This is a genomic window from Paraburkholderia fungorum, assembly GCF_900099835.1.
In the GTDB taxonomy this organism is placed as follows: domain Bacteria; phylum Pseudomonadota; class Gammaproteobacteria; order Burkholderiales; family Burkholderiaceae; genus Paraburkholderia; species Paraburkholderia fungorum_A.
Genome location: NZ_FNKP01000004.1, coordinates 69,464 through 87,187, shown reverse-complemented (window position 1 = coordinate 87,187; position 17,724 = coordinate 69,464). Strand labels below are relative to the sequence as shown.

Annotated in this window: 10 protein-coding genes and 3 pseudogenes; 9 read left to right on the top strand and 4 right to left on the bottom strand. The window is 58.0% G+C overall.

What is annotated here, in order from left to right:
* Positions 1-255 precede the first annotated feature (255 nt).
* Both BLS41_RS35970 and BLS41_RS35965 read left to right on the top strand, forming a co-directional pair.
* Positions 256-834, top strand: coding sequence for a chemotaxis protein CheB (locus tag BLS41_RS35970; RefSeq protein ID WP_074773815.1), 579 nt, complete (start codon positions 256-258; stop codon positions 832-834).
* A gap of 220 nt (positions 835-1,054) precedes the next feature.
* Positions 1,055-2,058 (top strand): annotated as a pseudogene (locus BLS41_RS35965) (IS110 family transposase).
* A 32-nt stretch (positions 2,059-2,090) separates the two neighbouring features.
* Here the strand turns inward: BLS41_RS35965 and BLS41_RS40340 are convergent.
* The 3 genes and pseudogenes from BLS41_RS40340 to BLS41_RS35950 form a co-directional block, all read right to left on the bottom strand.
* Positions 2,091-2,516, bottom strand: a pseudogene (locus BLS41_RS40340) (DDE-type integrase/transposase/recombinase); the annotation flags it as partial.
* Positions 2,512-3,330, bottom strand: a pseudogene (locus BLS41_RS40335) (LysR family transcriptional regulator); the annotation flags it as partial. The pseudogenes BLS41_RS40340 and BLS41_RS40335, both read right to left, overlap by 5 nt.
* A gap of 379 nt (positions 3,331-3,709) precedes the next feature.
* Positions 3,710-5,245, bottom strand: a complete 1,536-nt coding sequence (locus tag BLS41_RS35950) for a MocR-like pyridoxine biosynthesis transcription factor PdxR (RefSeq protein ID WP_074773805.1) — start codon at positions 5,243-5,245, stop codon at positions 3,710-3,712.
* Positions 5,246-5,360: 115 nt separating this feature from the next.
* Between BLS41_RS35950 and BLS41_RS35945 the strand changes: the two genes are divergently transcribed.
* Together BLS41_RS35945 and gabD are read left to right on the top strand one after the other, a co-directional pair.
* Positions 5,361-6,650: a 4-aminobutyrate--2-oxoglutarate transaminase gene (locus BLS41_RS35945; protein WP_074773800.1), complete on the top strand. Its 1,290-nt coding sequence runs from the start codon at positions 5,361-5,363 to the stop codon at positions 6,648-6,650.
* A gap of 68 nt (positions 6,651-6,718) precedes the next feature.
* Positions 6,719-8,179: an NADP-dependent succinate-semialdehyde dehydrogenase gene (gabD, locus tag BLS41_RS35940; RefSeq protein WP_074774864.1), complete on the top strand. Its 1,461-nt coding sequence runs from the start codon at positions 6,719-6,721 to the stop codon at positions 8,177-8,179.
* A gap of 488 nt (positions 8,180-8,667) precedes the next feature.
* On the opposite strand, the gene BLS41_RS35935 is transcribed toward gabD, so the two are convergent.
* A complete protein-coding gene (locus BLS41_RS35935; RefSeq protein ID WP_074773795.1) occupies positions 8,668-9,177 on the bottom strand; it encodes an Lrp/AsnC family transcriptional regulator in 510 nt (169 codons plus the stop codon).
* A gap of 173 nt (positions 9,178-9,350) precedes the next feature.
* Between BLS41_RS35935 and BLS41_RS35930 the strand changes: the two genes are divergently transcribed.
* The 5 genes from BLS41_RS35930 (at position 9,351) to BLS41_RS35910 (ending at position 17,722) form a co-directional block, all read left to right on the top strand.
* On the top strand, positions 9,351-10,367 hold the full coding sequence (locus tag BLS41_RS35930) for a 1-aminocyclopropane-1-carboxylate deaminase (RefSeq protein WP_074773790.1): 1,017 nt from the start codon (positions 9,351-9,353) through the stop codon (positions 10,365-10,367).
* A gap of 72 nt (positions 10,368-10,439) precedes the next feature.
* Positions 10,440-13,130 carry an alpha-ketoglutarate dehydrogenase gene (gene mdeB, locus BLS41_RS35925; RefSeq protein WP_074773786.1) on the top strand — a complete coding sequence of 897 codons (2,691 nt, stop codon included), beginning with the start codon at positions 10,440-10,442 and terminating at the stop codon, positions 13,128-13,130.
* 450 nt (positions 13,131-13,580) lie between these two features.
* Positions 13,581-15,110: an ABC transporter substrate-binding protein gene (locus BLS41_RS35920; protein WP_074773782.1), complete on the top strand. Its 1,530-nt coding sequence runs from the start codon at positions 13,581-13,583 to the stop codon at positions 15,108-15,110.
* Between the two features lie 44 nt (positions 15,111-15,154).
* The gene (locus BLS41_RS35915) at positions 15,155-16,735 is read left to right on the top strand and encodes an ABC transporter substrate-binding protein (protein WP_074773778.1); all 1,581 of its coding nucleotides are present in this window, start codon (positions 15,155-15,157) and stop codon (positions 16,733-16,735) included.
* Positions 16,736-16,747: 12 nt separating this feature from the next.
* Positions 16,748-17,722 carry an ABC transporter permease gene (locus tag BLS41_RS35910; RefSeq protein WP_074773774.1) on the top strand — a complete coding sequence of 325 codons (975 nt, stop codon included), beginning with the start codon at positions 16,748-16,750 and terminating at the stop codon, positions 17,720-17,722.
* The last annotated feature ends 2 nt before the right edge of the window (positions 17,723-17,724 follow it).

Below are 17,724 nucleotides of genomic sequence, written 5' to 3'. Positions count from 1 at the left end.
GATTGTCGGCGATTCAGGATGTTGTGTCGAATGGCAAAAACTGGCCGTATCAGACCTCACGCGCTTTATCACGTCCCGCGTTAAATCATCAACGTCCCCTACTAACCTTTGACGCCGTTCGAGCGCCGCCCGGGGAACGGGAGCGCAACGCTCCCCCGGCTTGGAAGGCCGCAGGAACGCGATTACTTGTAACCGCACCGCAACGCGGGCATCATTGCTAGAGTACGCTGTACTGATAGTAAAGAGAGGAGGTGTATGGATACCCCGCTGCCGTGGTATGTGGCGATCGGCGCATCTGGCCCGGCAGGGATGCGGGACATTATCAACTTGCTCAAGGAATTAAGTCCGGACTGCAATGCTTCTTTTCTCGTGGTTCTCCATCGCCCGATTGAGTACGAAAGTCGCCTGCAGAGCGTCCTGCAGCGGGAGCTACGTCTGCCGGTGCGGATTGCGGAAGAGGGCGAACCTCTGCTTACAGGGGTGTGCTACATCGGCCATCCTACCGCGCATCTGACTGTCTCAGCTTGCGGCCAGGCCGCATTAATTAATGGGGAAGCTGACGTATTTCGAAATCGGACTGTTGATCTTCTTTTTGGATCCGTCGCGGAATATGCACGAAAGCGAGGAATAGGGGTTGTTTTATCGGGATGGCTCGATGACGGTTCGCGGGGGCTGGCGGCGATCCATCGATGCGGCGGGGTGACAATGGTGTTGCGGCCGGAACCGGGTGAGCCCGGCATGCAGCAAAGCGCCATCGAGTACCACGAACCGATCAGCTTTATTGGCACTTCTAGCGAACTCGCCAATGCTATCCTGCGCATCGCCTCAGGGTAGGTAACTGGTTTTAAGTCTTCTGCGAATGTTGATTTTCGATGGAAAATTGCCGGTTAAATAACTTCGTAACGGCGATGGCGGGTGTCCCTTCTTGGCCGAGGTGGAATGGATACCGCCCTCCCTCCGGGGAATTAGGCACGACTGAGGCCTCCAGGTCCGAACGGCATCAATATGCCAGAGTGGAGTTGCGCCACAACCACTTAAGGAGCGGAGGCCCCAGATGAATGCGACGACATACGGACTCAATGTTGCAAAGCGGGTGTTCCAGTTGTATGGAATCGGCACCCAACTGGCGAGATCGCAAATTGGAAGTTCGGACGTGACGATCTGATTACATTTCTGGCGCAACGCCCCGCCAGTCGCGTCGCCCTCGAAGCTTGCGGAAGTGCTCACTGGTGGACGCGTAAGATTTGCGCGCTCGGACACGAGGTGGTGCTATTACACGCCCAATTCATTCGACCTTTTGTGCAAACGAACAAGACCGACGCGGCGGATGCCCGGGCAATCTGGACAGCAGTACAGCAACTCGGCATGCGTACTGTTGCCGCCAAGACAGAGGATCAGCAGGTGATGCTAGCCTTCATCGTATGCGCTCGTTGCTCGTCAAGTTTCGAACAATGCAAATAAATCAGCTGCGGGGGTTGCTGTGTGAATTCTGCGTTACGTTTCGCGCAGGACGCGTTGCAAGGCTCGATGAGATCAGGGATCACATGGCAGAACTTGAGGACACGCTACCACGATCAATAGTTCTGAACCTCCTCGAGCAGTTGCGTCGCATCAACGTGTTTGAGGAAGACATCAATCAACTCGAGAAGAGGATTGATGCATGGCAGAAGCAGGAGGCAGCATGCCGTGCGATTTCCGAAGTACCGGGAATCGGCCGGCTGACTGCAACGGCTTTGGTGGCAACAATTGGAGCCGCGAAGGCATTCAAGTAAGGCCGCGAGTTCGCAGCGTTTCTGGGGCTCGTTCCTCGTCAGAACGGTACGGGCGGAAAGATACGGCTCGGCTCGATCTGAAGGCGCGGTGACCCGTACCTGCGTACCTTATTGATACATGGGGCACGTTCTGTTATGTGTCACACCAAAGTACCGACGGCGTGCCAAAAAGGCGATTCAGGCGAGACGCCCAGCAAATGTCGCGGCGATAGCCCTGGCAAACAAAATGTTCAGAACCGCCTGGGCTATTCTTGCTCACGAGGGCATTGTCACGTTGACGTGTTGATGACGTGATAGCCGATAGAGCGCACCGTTGGCTCAGAAATCGGACGGATCTTGGGTAAGCCCGGTGAAGCGATGCCACGTAGCAAAGCGTGCGGCGAGCTGTTTGCGATAGAGTGATGCACCCAGTAAATGTCGCTTGAGCGCGAAGTGCTGGCGGATCGGTCCGAAGCTCGACAGGAAAGCTTGCGAGCGTTTCGGGTCGCGGAAGCCACGCATCCGGCGCTCTCGTTCACGCGTAGGCTGATGGCTATTCTCGGCACGGTTGTTCACCCGCGCACTGGCTTTGACGAAAACGAGTTTGACGTTTGCCAGTTCGGGAATTTCGGCCTTCGCCGCCGGGTAGCTGCGCAACTGGTCGGTGACGATATTGCACGGCACTTCGGGACACGACGCCAGCACGCGCTTGAAAAACCGCTTGGCCGCGGCCTTGTCGCGACGCTTCTGCAACAGGATATCGAGTCAGCGAGATCGGCCGTGTGAATGCGGGTTCATCGACGGGGCGCGCCAGAAGACCCGGTTCGGCCCTGACCTCGCGCGCGGACGCCGGCAGGATGGTGACGCCGAGCCCCGCGCGAACCATGGCGACCGCCGTCATCATGTAAGTGGGCTCGCACGAAATCTCAACGGCGAATCCGGCAGCGGCGATGGCGTTATCTACGACGGCGCGCACGCTCGTGCCTTGCGCAGTCAGTACGAGCGGTACGTTTTCAAGATCCGCCATCGTGATGCGGGAACGTCTGGCCAATGGATGCTGCTTTGGGAAGACGGCGACGAGCCGATCGTCAGCGGTGTGAATAACTTCGAATGCCGGATCCGTCACCCCGGCCCCGGTCAGACCGATATCCACTTCCTCGGTACGCACCAGCGTGTTGACCATGCTGGCGACCACGTCGCGCACGTAAAACGAAGCGCGAGGAACGAGCTTTTTCACTTCCCGTACGAGATCAGGCAAAACGCTCGCTGCGAATGTCGGCAGACAGGTAATGCGCACTGTGCCACTTGATCCGTCGCCGAGCGAACGAGCATCGAGCAGTACGTGCTCCATGTCGTGCAACACTTTTTGGAGCGCGGGTAGCAACTCCCTCCCAGTTGGAGTCAATGACACGTTCCGGCTATTGCGGTCGAATAGCCGGGCGCCGACAGTCTCTTCGATACGCTGAACCTGCACGGTCAGCGCAGGCTGCGACAGATGCATCCGTTGTGCGGCCTTGGTGAAGTTTCCCGCCTGTGCCACGGCGATAAACGCGCGGATATCTCTGAGATTCAGATTTATGAATTTATGCGATGATTAGAATTCGATTGTTTTTGTTTTTCTATTGGTTAAGTCGAACTTACGTCGATTACCTCGAGGACGGACACGAGAATATGGCTTTGTCGCGAAATCTGATCTTTGGGCGAGCCATCGAAGGTTCGCTCTTTAGGCCGCGATTGACGGTTACCTATCAGGGCCAATTGGTCGTTTGAAGTCCAGCAAGTGACTTTGGAGAAGACGTTGATTAAGTGGGCCCGTTCAAGCTGAATTGCGTGCTGCTATCCACAAAAGGGTCGCAGTGATTGTAGCTGCCTGCTGTAGGAGGTTGCAGAAGCGCAATCCAACGGGGTAATCGAGTTTCTCGAGATAATCATTCCCCGCGAGCTTGCATACCCGAAGGTCATGTTTCGAAATGCAGCGTCTTATCAATCGCCCCCGCCAGCGTATCGAACGCAGGCACGATCTGCTCGTCAGGCACGCAGGCATAGCCGATCAGCAAGCCCGACGGCGCGAGCGAGGGCCGCGCGTAATACCCCGACAGCGGTCGCACGATGATGTTGCGCTCCAGCGCGGCGGCGGCCACTAGACGGTCGTCGCTGCCGTCCGGCAATTGCAGCACCAGATGCAGACCCGCATCGCCGCCGACCGCCGGCAACGCCTCGCCATAACGATGCGCGGCGGCGTCGAGTATCGTCTGCCGGCGCTGTCCATAAAGCGCGCGCATCTTGCGGATGTGCGAGACGAAATGGCCCTCCGCGATGAAGTCTGCCAGCATCGCCTGTTGCAGCAACTGCCCTTCGCGATACAACTCGGCGCTGGCGGTCGCGAAGCTCTCGGCTAGCGCCTCGGGCACGACCAGATAACCGATGCGCAAGCCAGGAAACAGCGTCTTGCCAAAGCTGCCCACGTAGATCACCTGCCCCGCCGTATCCAACCCTTGCAGCGACGCGAGCGGGCGGCTGCCGTAGCGAAACTCGCTGTCGTAGTCGTCCTCGATGATCCAGCATTGATGCTGCCGCGCGTATTCGAGCAACATGCGGCGGCGCGCGAGACTCATCACCATGCCGAGCGGATATTGATGCGACGGCGTGACGAGCATCAGCTTCGGCGGCTGCGCGAGATCGTCCGGTGAGGGGTTGATGCCTTCCGCGTCGACAGCGATCGGCCGCGATTGCAGACCGGATACATGCAGCACGCTGCGCACGCCCCAGTAGCAAGGGTCCTCGGTCCAGATCACGTCGCCCGGATCGGACAACAGGCGCACCGCCAGATCCACCGACTGATGAATTCCCGTCGTAATGATGATCTGCCCGGGCGTGCAGCGCACTGAGCGCGAGGTCCGCAAATAGTCGGCTAGCGCCTGGCGCAGCGCAGCCAGGCCGCCGCCGGGCGCGTAGGTCAGCAGATCCGGACGTGAGCGCCGCCAGTATTTGTTGTGCAGGCGGCTCCAGACGCGCGACGGAAATTTCGTGACGTCCGGCACGCCGGGCATGAAGGCCCCCCACTGACGTCTGGACACGCCCGCCCCCGTGAGCAGTTGCGCACCGCGCGCGGACAGTGTGCGCCGCGCGTCGGAGGAAGACGGCGGCAATGTGCCGGTTTCCGTCGCGGACGTGTCGGGCGCGTGCGCCTTGCTTCGCTGGTCCGGCACGCCGACGATCTCGTCCGGCGCCGTGTCGGAAACGAAGGTTCCACGTCCGGTTGCCGAACTCACATAGCCTTCGAGCACCAGCTGCTCATACACCTGCGTGACGGTGTTGCGCCCAATCCCCAACTCCTGCGCGAGCAGGCGCGACGACGGCACCTTGCTGCCCGCGGGCAACTCGCGCGACAGGATCGCCTGCTGCAACAGCCGATGCAACTGCCGGTACACCGGCTGGCCGTTGCCCCGGTCCAGACGCTGCGCCAGCCAGTCGGACAACACGCTCGTTCGCAAAATTGGCTCCTACATATTTATAAAAATGGCTCTGAAATTAAGAGCCAAATCTCATTATAGTCGCTCCATGTGCCGCGCCCTGAGCGTGGCGTTCGCGAAACCAGGAGCCAACGCGATGACCAGCAAGAATGCCGAACTGAAGAGCCGCAAGGATGCCGCCACGCCGCGAGGCGTCGGCGTGATGTGCGATTTTTATGCCGAGCGCGCCGAGAACGCCGAGTTGTGGGACGTTGAAGGCCGCCGTTTCATCGACTTCGCGGGCGGCATTGCGGTGTGCAACACGGGGCATCGTCATCCGAAGATCGTCGCCGCGATTCGCGAGCAGCTCGACCATTTCACCCACACGGCGTATCAGATCGTGCCATACGCCTCGTACGTCGAACTCGCGGAGAAGATTAACCAGCGCGCGCCGGGCGACTATCCGAAGAAAACCGCGTTCTTCACGACCGGCGCGGAGGCTGTCGAAAACGCCATCAAGATCGCTCGCGCCGCGACTGGCCGTGCCGGCGTGATCGCTTTCACCGGTGGCTTCCACGGCCGCACGCTGATGGGCATGGCGCTCACCGGCAAGGTTGCGCCGTACAAGCTTGGCTTTGGCCCGTTCCCGTCGGACGTGTTCCATGCGCCGTTCCCGAACCCGCTGCACGGCGTCACGACCGCGGACTCACTGAAGGCCATCGAGTATCTGTTCAAGGCCGATATCGATCCGAAGCGCGTGGCCGCGATCATCTTCGAACCGGTGCAGGGCGAAGGCGGCTTCTACCCGGCGCCGGCCGAATTCGTGCGCGCGCTGCGCAAGCTGTGCAACGAGCACGGCATCCTGCTGATCGCCGATGAAGTGCAGACGGGATTCGCCCGCACCGGCAAGCTGTTCGCGATGCATCACTACGATGTGGTGCCCGACCTGATGACCGTCGCGAAGAGCCTCGCGGGTGGCATGCCGCTTTCCGGAGTGGTGGGCCGCGCCGACCTGATGGACGCGGCGGCGCCGGGCGGCCTGGGCGGCACGTACGCGGGCAATCCGCTGGCACTCGCTGCTGCGCACGCGGTGCTCGACATCATCGACGAAGAGCAGTTGTGCGAACGCGCGAGCGTGCTGGGCGAGCGGGTCAAAGCGAAGCTCGGCGCACTGCAGAAAACTGTGCCTCAAATCGCGGACGTACGCGGACCAGGCGCGATGGTGGCGGTCGAGTTCTGCAGGCCGGGCGGCGTCGAGCCGGATGCAGAGTTCACGAAGCGCGTGCAGGCTAGCGCGCTCGAGCGCGGCTTGCTGCTGCTCGTATGCGGGGTCTACTCGAACGTCGTGCGCTTCCTGTTCCCGCTGACGATTCAGGACGCCGTGTTCGACGAAGGCATGCGCATTCTCGAAGACGTCATCAACGAAAGCCTCGCCGTGACCGCCTGATTTCCTGAGTGGAAGCCGTGCGGCTCCAGGCCGCGCTCCGATTCGACGACCACAAAGACCTTGATCCAATGACCACGCAAGTTTTAAAAGACCCGACCCTGCTCCAGACACGTGCGTACATCGCGGGCGAGTGGCGAGCCGCCGACGCACGCGCAACCTTCGCGGTCAACAATCCCGCTACCGGCGAAACAATTGCCACGGTGCCGCTGATGGGCGCGGCCGAAACGCGTCACGCGATCGACGCGGCGAACGCGGCATGGCCCGCATGGCGAGCGACCACGGCGAAGCAACGCGCCGCGGTCCTGCGCAAATGGCACGACCTGATGCTGGAAAACGCCGACGATCTGGCGACGATCCTCACGACCGAACAAGGCAAGCCGCTCGCGGAAGCCAAGGGCGAAATCCAGTACGCGGCATCGTTCCTGGAATGGTTCGCGGAAGAAGGCAAGCGGGTTTATGGCGACACCATTCCCACGCCGGCCAGCGACAAACGGATCGTCGTCGTGAAAGAGCCCGTGGGTGTTTGCGCAGCGATCACGCCGTGGAACTTCCCTGCCGCGATGATTACCCGTAAGGTCGGCCCGGCGTTGGCGGCTGGCTGCCCGATCGTCGTTAAACCAGCCGAGGCCACGCCGCTGTCCGCATTGGCGCTGGCGGTGCTCGCCGAACGCGCGGGCGTGCCGCGCGGCGTGTTCAACGTCGTGACCGGCGAGCCGAAAGCGATCGGTGCCGAGCTGACCGGTAATCCGGTGGTGCGCAAGCTGTCGTTCACCGGTTCGACGCCGGTGGGCCGCCTGCTGATGGCGCAGTGCGCGCCGACAGTCAAGAAGGTGTCGCTCGAACTCGGTGGCAATGCGCCGTTCATCGTGTTCGACGATGCCGATCTGGACGCCGCCGTGGCCGGTGCGATTGCGTCGAAGTATCGCAATAGCGGTCAGACCTGCGTCTGCACGAATCGCTTCTATGTGCACGAGAAGGTCTATGAGGCGTTCGCCGACAAGTTGCGCGTTGCGGTCGAACAACTGAAGGTGGGCGCGGGCACCGATGCAGGCGTCACGCAAGGGCCATTGATCAACGAAGCGGCGGTACGCAAGGTCGAGTCGCATATTGAAGATGCGCTGGCGAAAGGCGCGCGTGTTGTCGCCGGCGGCAAGCGTCACGCGTTAGGACACGGATTCTTCGAACCCACCGTGCTTCTGGACGTCACCTCGGACATGCAGGTCGCGCGTGATGAGACCTTCGGGCCGCTTGCGCCGCTGTTCCGCTTCTCATCGGATGAAGAGGTCGTGAGGCTGGCCAACAATACCGAATTCGGTCTCGCCTCGTATTTCTATAGCCGCGATATCAGCCGCGTGTGGCGGGTCGCCGAAGCGCTCGAATATGGAATGGTCGGCATCAACACCGGGCTGATCTCGAATGAAGTCGCGCCATTCGGCGGCGTTAAGCAATCGGGGCTCGGACGCGAGGGCTCCCATTACGGAATCGACGACTATCTCGTGATCAAGTATATGTGTATGGGAGTCACATGATGTCGGCTGGTGTATGTGTAGTCGATGAGGTGGTCACGTAGATCCTGAGTTGGAACGCGTAGGTTTCGTCATACCAGCACGTCGCTGAGACTCATAGAACTTTGACTAAATGCTTGCAGCGGAAGGTTGTCCCTAGGAGGCTGGAGTGCAGATTTGCGTATCGGAGTGACGCAGACGGAGCCTGATAATAATGAAAGAACATGGCACACCGGACGAAAGCTTCGTTGTTGCCCAATCTGTCTGAGATTGGTTTGGCGGCGCTACATGCGCCGCCTTTTTTTCATCTGACGGAATCGCTCCTCGTCAAGGATCGTTTCATCAGCACTTTCACTCACCACGACGAAAAATCTAGGATCTATATCAATTCTCGTTGTGTGAGCCGCACATATTGTCAGCGTCATTGTTCAAAAAGGCTTTCGGTGCACTGAATGGCGAAAAGTGAATTCAAATATGGTTCTGGATCGAACGAGATCAACCGATGCACGATTCTAGATAGTCAGCTGTGTCGTAGAGAAGACCTGCTTTAGCACCATAAACGTTCGAATCTGACGGACGCCTGGCAAATACAGAAGCTGTTCAGCGTGGAGACGATTGAAGCTGTCGTTATCCCGGGTGCGAAGCATCATGAAATAGTCGAACTCTCCAGTCACGACGTGACACTCCATGCACCCTGAAATTTTCTGCGCCGCTTTCTCGAAATCGGAGAAAGACTCCGGTGTCGAGCGGTCCAGCACGACACCGATGATGACCAGCATGCCAACTTCAAGCGCCGCCGCGTCCAGCAACGCAACGACTCCGCGAATCAAGCCAAGGCTCTTCAATCGTTCGACGCGGCGTAAGCAGGCGGGTGCGCTCAGTGCAACCTTGGCCGCCAGTGCGACGTTGGAGATGGACGCGTCTTTCTGAAGCGCACGCAGGATGGCCTTATCGATCCGGTCTAGTTCGGAGCCCGGCAAAACGGGCTTCTGTTTGTTCGAACGCAATTTTATTTCGCCTATGAGAGAAGGAAAGATATTGTGATCAGCAAAACTGCGACTTTAACTAAACGATAGTCTATCTATCCATTATTCTTCGCAACCACGTTTCGTCCTCTTTTCTATACGATTTGTAAGTGCAATGACGCGAACATATAGCGTCTTTTTCCAGTGCCCCATCAGATCGGAGAGCGTACGTGAACCTCAGTCAATTCCCCCGCCATAAACTTACCTTTGGGCACACACCTATTCATGCGCTGCCCAGGCTTAGTGAAGCCCTAGGTGGCAAAGTGCACCTTTATGCCAAGCGTGAAGACTGCAACAGCGGTCTCGCTTTTGGAGGCAACAAGACGCGAAAGCTGGAATACATCATTCCTGACGCGCTGGATCAAGGCGCCGATACGCTCGTTTCGATCGGAGGAATCCAGTCGAATCAAACCAGACAGGTGGCGGCCGTCGCGGCCCATCTTGGGCTGAAGTGCGTGCTGGTGCAGGAGAACTGGGTTAATTACTCGGACGCTGTCTACGACCGCGTCGGCAATATTCAGATGTCACGTATGCTCGGCGCTGATGTACGTCTCGTCAGCGATGGCTTCGACATCGGCATCCGGCCAAGCTGGGAACAGGCTATGCAGAGTGTTCGGGACGCGGGTGGCAAGCCTTATCCGATTCCCGCGGGATGTTCGGAGCATCGACTGGGTGGACTAGGATTTGTTGGCTTTGCGGAGGAGGTCCGGGCGCAGGAGGCGGAACTGGGCTTCAAGTTCGACTACATCGTGGTCTGTTCCGTGACCGGCAGCACCCAGGCGGGCATGGTTGTCGGCTTCGCGGCGGATGGCCGGGCCGACAAAGTCATAGGCATTGACGCTTCCGCCAAGCCCGAACAGACCCGCGATCAGATCCTTCGGATCGCGCGTCATACCGCTGATCTGGTTCAACTCGGTCGACCCATCCACGATTCAGACGTGGTACTGGACACTCGATACGGCGGTCCCGAATACGGGCTTCCGTCAGAGCAAACGCTCGAGGCCATCAGGCTGAGCGCCAGACTGGAGGGCATGATGACCGACCCGGTATACGAAGGCAAGTCGATGCAGGGCATGGTCGATATGGTTCGTCTAGGCGAGTTTCCGGAAGGCTCGAAGGTTTTGTATGCGCACCTCGGCGGCGCGCCTGCACTGAACGCATACAGCTTCCTGTTCAAGGACGGTTGATAACCTGTGGCGCCCGATCGCCGACGGCAATTGGGCGCGATGGACACAGACCACGAATCTGGGAGCACGACGATGGCAAGACAGGATGACGCACCCGAAGCAACGACGCCCGACCCGGATCCGGGCGAACTTAAGGAGTGGTGCGATGCACTTGACGGCGTGCTACATGCATGGGGAAAAGAAGATGGCAAGGCCCGAGCGCGAACGTTGCTCGACGCATTGCTTGCCCATGCGCGTACGCGGAAAGTTGGCTGGCGGCCTCCTTTGGTATCGCCCTACATCAATACGGTTGGCGTGGAAGAGCAGCCGGCGTATCCCGGAAATCTTGCGCTTGAGGCACGCATTTCCGCCATATCGCGCTGGAATGCACTTGCCATGGTCGTGAGGGCAAATCGGGCACAAGGGGAGCTCGGTGGGCATATCGCGAGCTATGCGTCGGCAGCCGACCTCTTCGAAGTCGGCTACGAGCACTTTTTTCGTGGCCCCGATTCGCCAGAAGGAGGAGACCTTGTTTTCTTTCAGGCGCATTCGGCGCCTGGTGTGTACGCGCGTGCGTTTCTGGAGGGCAGAATCTCTGAGGAGTCTTTAGGCCACTATCGACAGGAGATCGTCGCTAGCAGCAAGGGTGTCCGTGGCCTAAGCTCTTATCCGCATCCCTATCTGATGCCTGATTTCTGGCAGTTTCCGACGGGCTCGATGGGTCTGGGTCCGCTCAACGCCATCTATCAGGCGCGGTTTATCCGCTATCTGGAGAATCGCGGACTGAAACAGGCAGGTGAGCGGCGGGTATGGGGATTCTTCGGTGATGGCGAGATGGACGAGCCCGAGTCAACCTGTGCGTTGACGCTCGCGGCCCGAGAGAAGCTGGACAATTGCGTATTTGTGATCAATTGCAATCTGCAGAGGTTGGATGGCCCGGTGCGGGGGAACGGACGCGTCATCGACGAACTTGAAGCGTTGTTCGCCGGGGCTGGCTGGAATGTCTTTAAGTGTCTATGGGGATCGGAGTGGGACGCGTTGTTCGCAAGGGATCATGACCGTGTGCTTGAGGGCATTTTCGCGAGCACGGTAGATGGTGAATTCCAGACGCTGTCTGCAAACGACGGCGCCTTCAATCGCGAGACTTTCTTCAGCCGTTCGCCGGAGCTCAAAGCGCTGGTCGATTCACTCTCAGATGACGATATTGCGTCGCTTAGACGTGGCGGTCACGACCCCGTCAAGATTCATGCGGCGTTTGCTGCTGCGACGGTCCGGAATGGCAAGCCGTCGGTCATTCTGGCCAAAACGATGAAGGGTTACGGCATGGGTGCTATAGCCCAAGGCCGCATGACGACACATCAACAGAAAAAGTTGGACAAAGACGATCTACTCGCCTTCAGGGACCGATTCAATCTTCCGTTGACTGATGCGCAAGTCTCGGATGCGTGCTTCTACCGGCTCCCAACGGACAGCGATGAACTGCGCTACATGCTCGATCGTCGAGAAGCACTTGGCGGTCACCTTCCGCAGCGCCGTGCTTCATCCGAATCGCTGGCAGTGCCAGACCTTGAAAGCGTGGCTGCCTTTTCCCTGAACGCGGACGGCAAGGTCATGAGCACCACGACCGCGTTTGTGCGGCAGCTTGGCGCGTTACTGAAAGACACGGTTGTGGGTCCGAGAATCGTGCCGATCGTCGCAGACGAAGCGCGCACTTTCGGAATGGCTAATCTGTTCCGTCAAGTGGGCATCTATGCACCTTTCGGTCAACTGTACAAGCCGGAAGACGACGCGTCGATACTTTCCTATCGCGAGCAGCGCGATGGACAGATCCTTGAGGAAGGCATCACCGAGGCGGGCGCGCTTTCGTCGTGGACGGCAGCCGGCACCAGCTACGCGACCCATGGTATGGCGATGTTGCCGTTCTATATCTACTACAGCATGTTTGGCTTTCAGCGGATCGGCGATCTGGTCTGGGCGGCAGCGGACCAGCGAGCCAGAGGCTTTCTGATTGGCGCGACATCTGGCCGAACCACGCTCGGGGGTGAGGGATTGCAGCATCAGGACGGATCGAGCCATCTGCTCGCATCGACGATTCCCACGTGCCGCGCTTATGATCCATCGTTTGCTGGTGAGCTTGCGGTGATCGTCGACTATGGCATGCGACGCATACTCACCGAGCAACATGATGAGTTTTACTACATCACCGTCACTAATGAAAACCTCCCGCAGCCGACTTTCGTGGCCGACTCTCAAGAGGGTATCGTTAGAGGTATGTATCGTTTTCGTGCAGGCGGACCGTTCGAAAGACGCGTGCAACTCTTTGGCAGCGGCGCGATCATGAGCGAGGTATTGAAGGCTGCTGAAGAGCTTGAGTCGAAGCACCATATCTCCGCCGACGTCTGGAGTGTGACCAGCTATGTCGAGCTAGCCAGAGACGGTATGCGCAGCGAGCGGGAATGGCGAAGCGGCAAGCGTGAAACTCAAGACTGCTGGTTCACTAAGCACATGCGCGGAACACGTGGTCCGATCGTGGCGGCTTGCGACTACGTCAAGGCATTGCCAGAACTGGTGCGCGGCTATGTGCCGGAGGGCCGCCGCTACATCACGTTGGGTACGGACGGGTTCGGCCGTAGCGATTCAAGAGCTGAATTGCGTCGCTATTTCGAGGTAGACGCGCAATCGATCGTAAACGCCAGCCTACGCGTCACTGAAGTTTGCGAAGCAGAAGTGCAAATCGAGGCAAAGAAACGTCTGGCGGACATCATAGGAATGGCTTCGATTTGACCTTGCCGCGCCACGGCAGGCGAATTCACGTGAACTGAATTCATCAAATCGAGTTGATTTCAGTGTGTCGCTTTTGGCGACGCAGCTGTGTCGCAAGCGTTTAATTTCTCCATACTGGCGAACTCGTTCAAGCATGTTTTCAACGGCCCGGTTGCGTGCGCGACCGGCCGCATCCCATATAGCCAATCAATCGTTCCAACGGCGACCTGAATTCGCCGTCGCCTCTCGTTGCCGGTTCGAAAAATGGTGTGTTTAAAGAACACATCGTCAGCATCCAAGCTGCTTGTTCGAGTCATTTTGTAGTGAAAAACTTTTTTCGTATCCAGATGTGTTCCACGGTACCCATCGCAATGAAAGGGTCGTCGTTCAACGTTTCGTCGGGGGACTTAAAAAGTGTCTATTTCAAGATGTTCGCTCATTTTTCTAACCTTCATATGTGCGGGGTTGCAGATGCTTTACGCTGCGCCGGCACAAGCGCAGGAAGTCCGGATTGGGCTATCTGCTGCTATTACCTCACTTGATCCTCATTTCTACAACGCGACGCCTAATCACACGGTCGCGCTGAACATCTTCGAACCTCTTGTTTCGAGAGACGCGACAGGCCGGCTGATGCCCTCACTTGCAACGAGTTGGAAATCAATCTCGGACACCGTATGGGAATTCAATTTAAGAAAGGGAGTGCACTGGCATGATGGGTCGTTTTTTTCTGCCAAAGACGTGGTCTTCAGTCTGAATCGGGTTAAAAATGTTCCGGGCGCGCCGGGCGGGTTTTCTGGTTTGATCAATACGATCGTCAAGGTGGAGTCGGTCGATGACCTGACCGTGCACATTACTACCTCTGTGCCCACGCCGAATTTGCCGATGCAGTTGAGCTTTATCGAAATCGTTTCCCAGAAGGCCGGTTCAATATCGACCACAGCGGACTACAACTCCGGCCGCGCAATGATTGGGACGGGCCCGTACAAGTTCGAAAAGTACGTCACGAACGAACGCCTTAGTCTCGTGCGTAATGACGACTGGTGGAACGGAAAGCCACAGTGGGCACATGTGACTTACGAAGTCGTCACAAACGCGGCGACACGCACGACCAGTATCCTTGCCGGCGACATCGACGTTGCCGAGACACCTCCGGCACAAGACATCGAACGCCTGCGTAACGACTCCCGTTTTCGTCTTTTCTCCGCAAAAGGTTTGCGCGTGGCTTACGTCATGCCGTTCTATCAGGCGAGCGCGGACGCCGAACCTGTAACGGATGCAAGCGGGAACCGGATTACCCCGTCACCGCTAACCAATCTCGCCGTGAGAAAGGCGCTCTCGGGCGCCATTGACCGGTCCGGATTGGCGTCAAAAATCATGTTCGGCACGGCAGAGCCGACGGGCCAGTTTTTGCCGCCGGGGGTCTTTTCATCGCTGTCGGATGTTGGTGTTCCTAAATACGATCCAGTCGCGGCAAAAAAGCTTCTGGCGGAATCCGGCTATCCGGACGGATTTTCATTGACGTTGACTGCAACGAACGATCGGGTTCCCTATAGCGTTGAAGTGGCGCAGGCCATCGCGCAGATGTGGTCGAGAATCGGGGTACGCACGAAGGTGAATGCTGTGCCGACGTCGATCGGTATCAAGTTGGCAAGCAACCAGAGTGTTCCTGTTTATATCGACAACTGGGGAAACAGTTCTTTCGAAGCCGGCTCGATTCTCGGCAGCCTGCTTGGCACTGTCGATCCCGGCAAGTCTCGAGGCACGTACAACTGGTCTCGCTATTCGAACCCGGCGCTGGACCAGCAGGTCGATACCGCGCTGCGAACGGTCGATACCCTGCAGCGGGAGAAGTTGCTGCAGGACGCATCCCGCGTGGCGCTGGACAACCTCGCGGTGATTCCCCTGTTTAATTTCGTCAACTACTGGGTGACCCGAAAGGGCTATGCCTATGTTCCGCGCGCCGATGGGCTGACGCTGGCGAACGCGATCACCGCGCAATAAGGCGCGAATCTTCCAACATCAAAACACTGATTCGGCGAACTCCCATGCAACGACGTTCTTTTCTAAAAATCGGTCTGGCCGGTGCTGTGATGGATGTTCTTCCACTGCCATCAATGGCAGCGGGTTCCCGTGAACTCCGTATGGGCGTCACGTCGCCACCGACGTCGCTCGACCCGCAGTTCCAGGACGCATTCATCAGCGTGCAGGCGACGCAGCAAATTTTCAGCACTCTGTTGAGCGACAGTTCGAGTGGCGTGGTCAAGCCAAATCTGGCGTCTGCCTGGAAGGTTGTGGACGACACGACCTGGGAGCTAACTTTGCGCAGCGACGTCAAGTTCCACGACGGCACACCCTTTGAACCCGAAGACGTGCTGTTCAGTTACGAGCGCGTACCGAAAGTTGTTGGCTCCTCGTCGCCCTTCACGGCCAGTACCCGTAATGTGAAGTCGATTGAGATTGTGAGCCGGACGGTGATCCGGTTCAAGCTCCACACGGTCGACCCAATTTTCGATTGGCGTCTGACTCAGGTGGCCATGCTGTCTCGCAAGATTCACGCGAGCGCTACGACCGCCGACTTTACATCGGGCAAGGCAGCGATCGGCACGGGACCCTACAAGTTTGTCTCGTATGCGAATGGTCAGGAATTGCGGCTGAGCCCGAACCTTCAATATTTCGGCGGCAAACCGGCTTGGGACAGCGTGGTCATCAAGTACATCTCCGATCCTGGGGCGCGTATCGCCGCTTTGCAAAGCGGGGATGTCGATCTGATCGACACGGTGCCGGTCGAAAACGTGAATCGGTTGAAGCAGGACAAAGCACTTGCGCTGTTCGAGACAACGGGATTCCTGACTATCTATCTCTTCCCCGATTCGATGCGCAAGGACTCGCCCTTCGTGTTCGACAAGGACGGGAAACCACTTCAGTCGAACCCGCTGCAGGATGTGAGGGTCCGGCAGGCGCTTTCGCTTGCTGTCGACCGCAGCGGCATTGTGACCCGTTTGATGTCGGGTCAGGGTACGGTCGCCGATCAGATGGTCTCTACCGCCGTTCCTGATCGCGCACCCAACATGGCGGCGCTGAAAACGGACCTCGTGGAAGCGAAGCGCCTCTTGGCCGAGGCGGGTTATCCGAATGGTTTCCGCATGACGCTGCATGGCCCGAACGGATATTTCCCGAACGATACCAACGTGGCACAGGCAATCGCGCAAGGCTTCAGCCGAATTGGCATTACCACCGCAGTTGAGGTAGCGCCGATGTCCGTGTTCGCGACCAAAGCGACTGCACGCGCGTATTCGCTCTTTATCCTCGGATTCAATTCTCCGTCCACGCTAATCACCATGCAGTACCTTGCGCAAACCAAGGATGCGGCAGCGGGACTAGGGGGATCGAATCGACAGATGTATTCCAATCCTCACGTCGATGAAGCGCTCAAACGTGCCGGTAATGAAATGGACACGGCCCGCCGCAATGCCGCATTGGCCGAAGGCATGAAGGCGTTGATGGCGGATGTGGGACTCATCCCGGTTTTCTATACAGAAGCGACATGGGCCGGGCGAAAGGATCGTCTCAGCTATCTGGCCAATCCGATGGGGCATTCGAGTGCCTATTTTGCGAAACCCGTTTGATCTGGAGATGGTATGACACTTTGGTTGAGCCGCCGGGTGCTACAGGCGATTCTGATCGTGATCGCGATGACAGCTGTGGTGTTTGTCGCGGTTAATGTGATTGGAGATCCGGTCGAAATGCTGATCAGTCCGGAAGCGAGTCAGATAGAGCGCGTCCATGTCATGAAGACCTTCGGCCTCGATCAGCCGCTGTGGAGGCAGTATCTATCGTTTCTGCACGGCGTGGTGCACGGGAATGCGGGCAATAGCTTTGTTTACGGGGAGTCCGCCATCAAGGTGATTCTGGAGAAAATGCCGGCAACCGTGGAGCTCGCGATCTGCGGCTTGATATTGTCAATTCTCGTTGGCGTACCACTCGGCCTGTACGCCGGGCTTAGACCCGAGTCGCTGTTCAGCAAAACGTCGATGTCGCTGAGTATCGTCGGATTCTCCTTGCCGTCATTCTGGGTGGGGCTCCTTCTGATCATGGTATTTGCCGTTAATCTCGGCTGGTTTCCGAGCAGCGGTCGAGGCCAAACAATAGCGTTGCTCGGGGCGCAATGGTCACTCTTCACCTTCGACGGTCTCAAACATCTGGTCCTTCCAGCAGGCACTCTAGCGCTTTTCGAAACCTCGCTCGTGATGCGGCTCACGCGAGCCGGCGTGAGCGAAGTGCTGCCGATGGAATACGTGAAGTTCGCAAGAGCGAAAGGTCTGACCGAGACGCGGATCATCTTCGTGCACATTTTCAAGAACACGTTGATTCCGGTTGTCACGGTTATGGGGTTGGAGTTTGGCTCATTGATCGCTTTCTCCGTTGTCACCGAGACTGTATTTGCTTGGCCAGGCATGGGAAAGCTGATTATCGACAGTATCGACAAACTCGATCGGCCCGTCATCGTGGCCTATCTGATGATGATCGCGTTCCTGTTCGTGAGTATCAATCTGTTGGTTGATGTTCTTTACACATTGCTGGACCCGCGTGTCCGCATCAGAAGCCAGGATTAAAA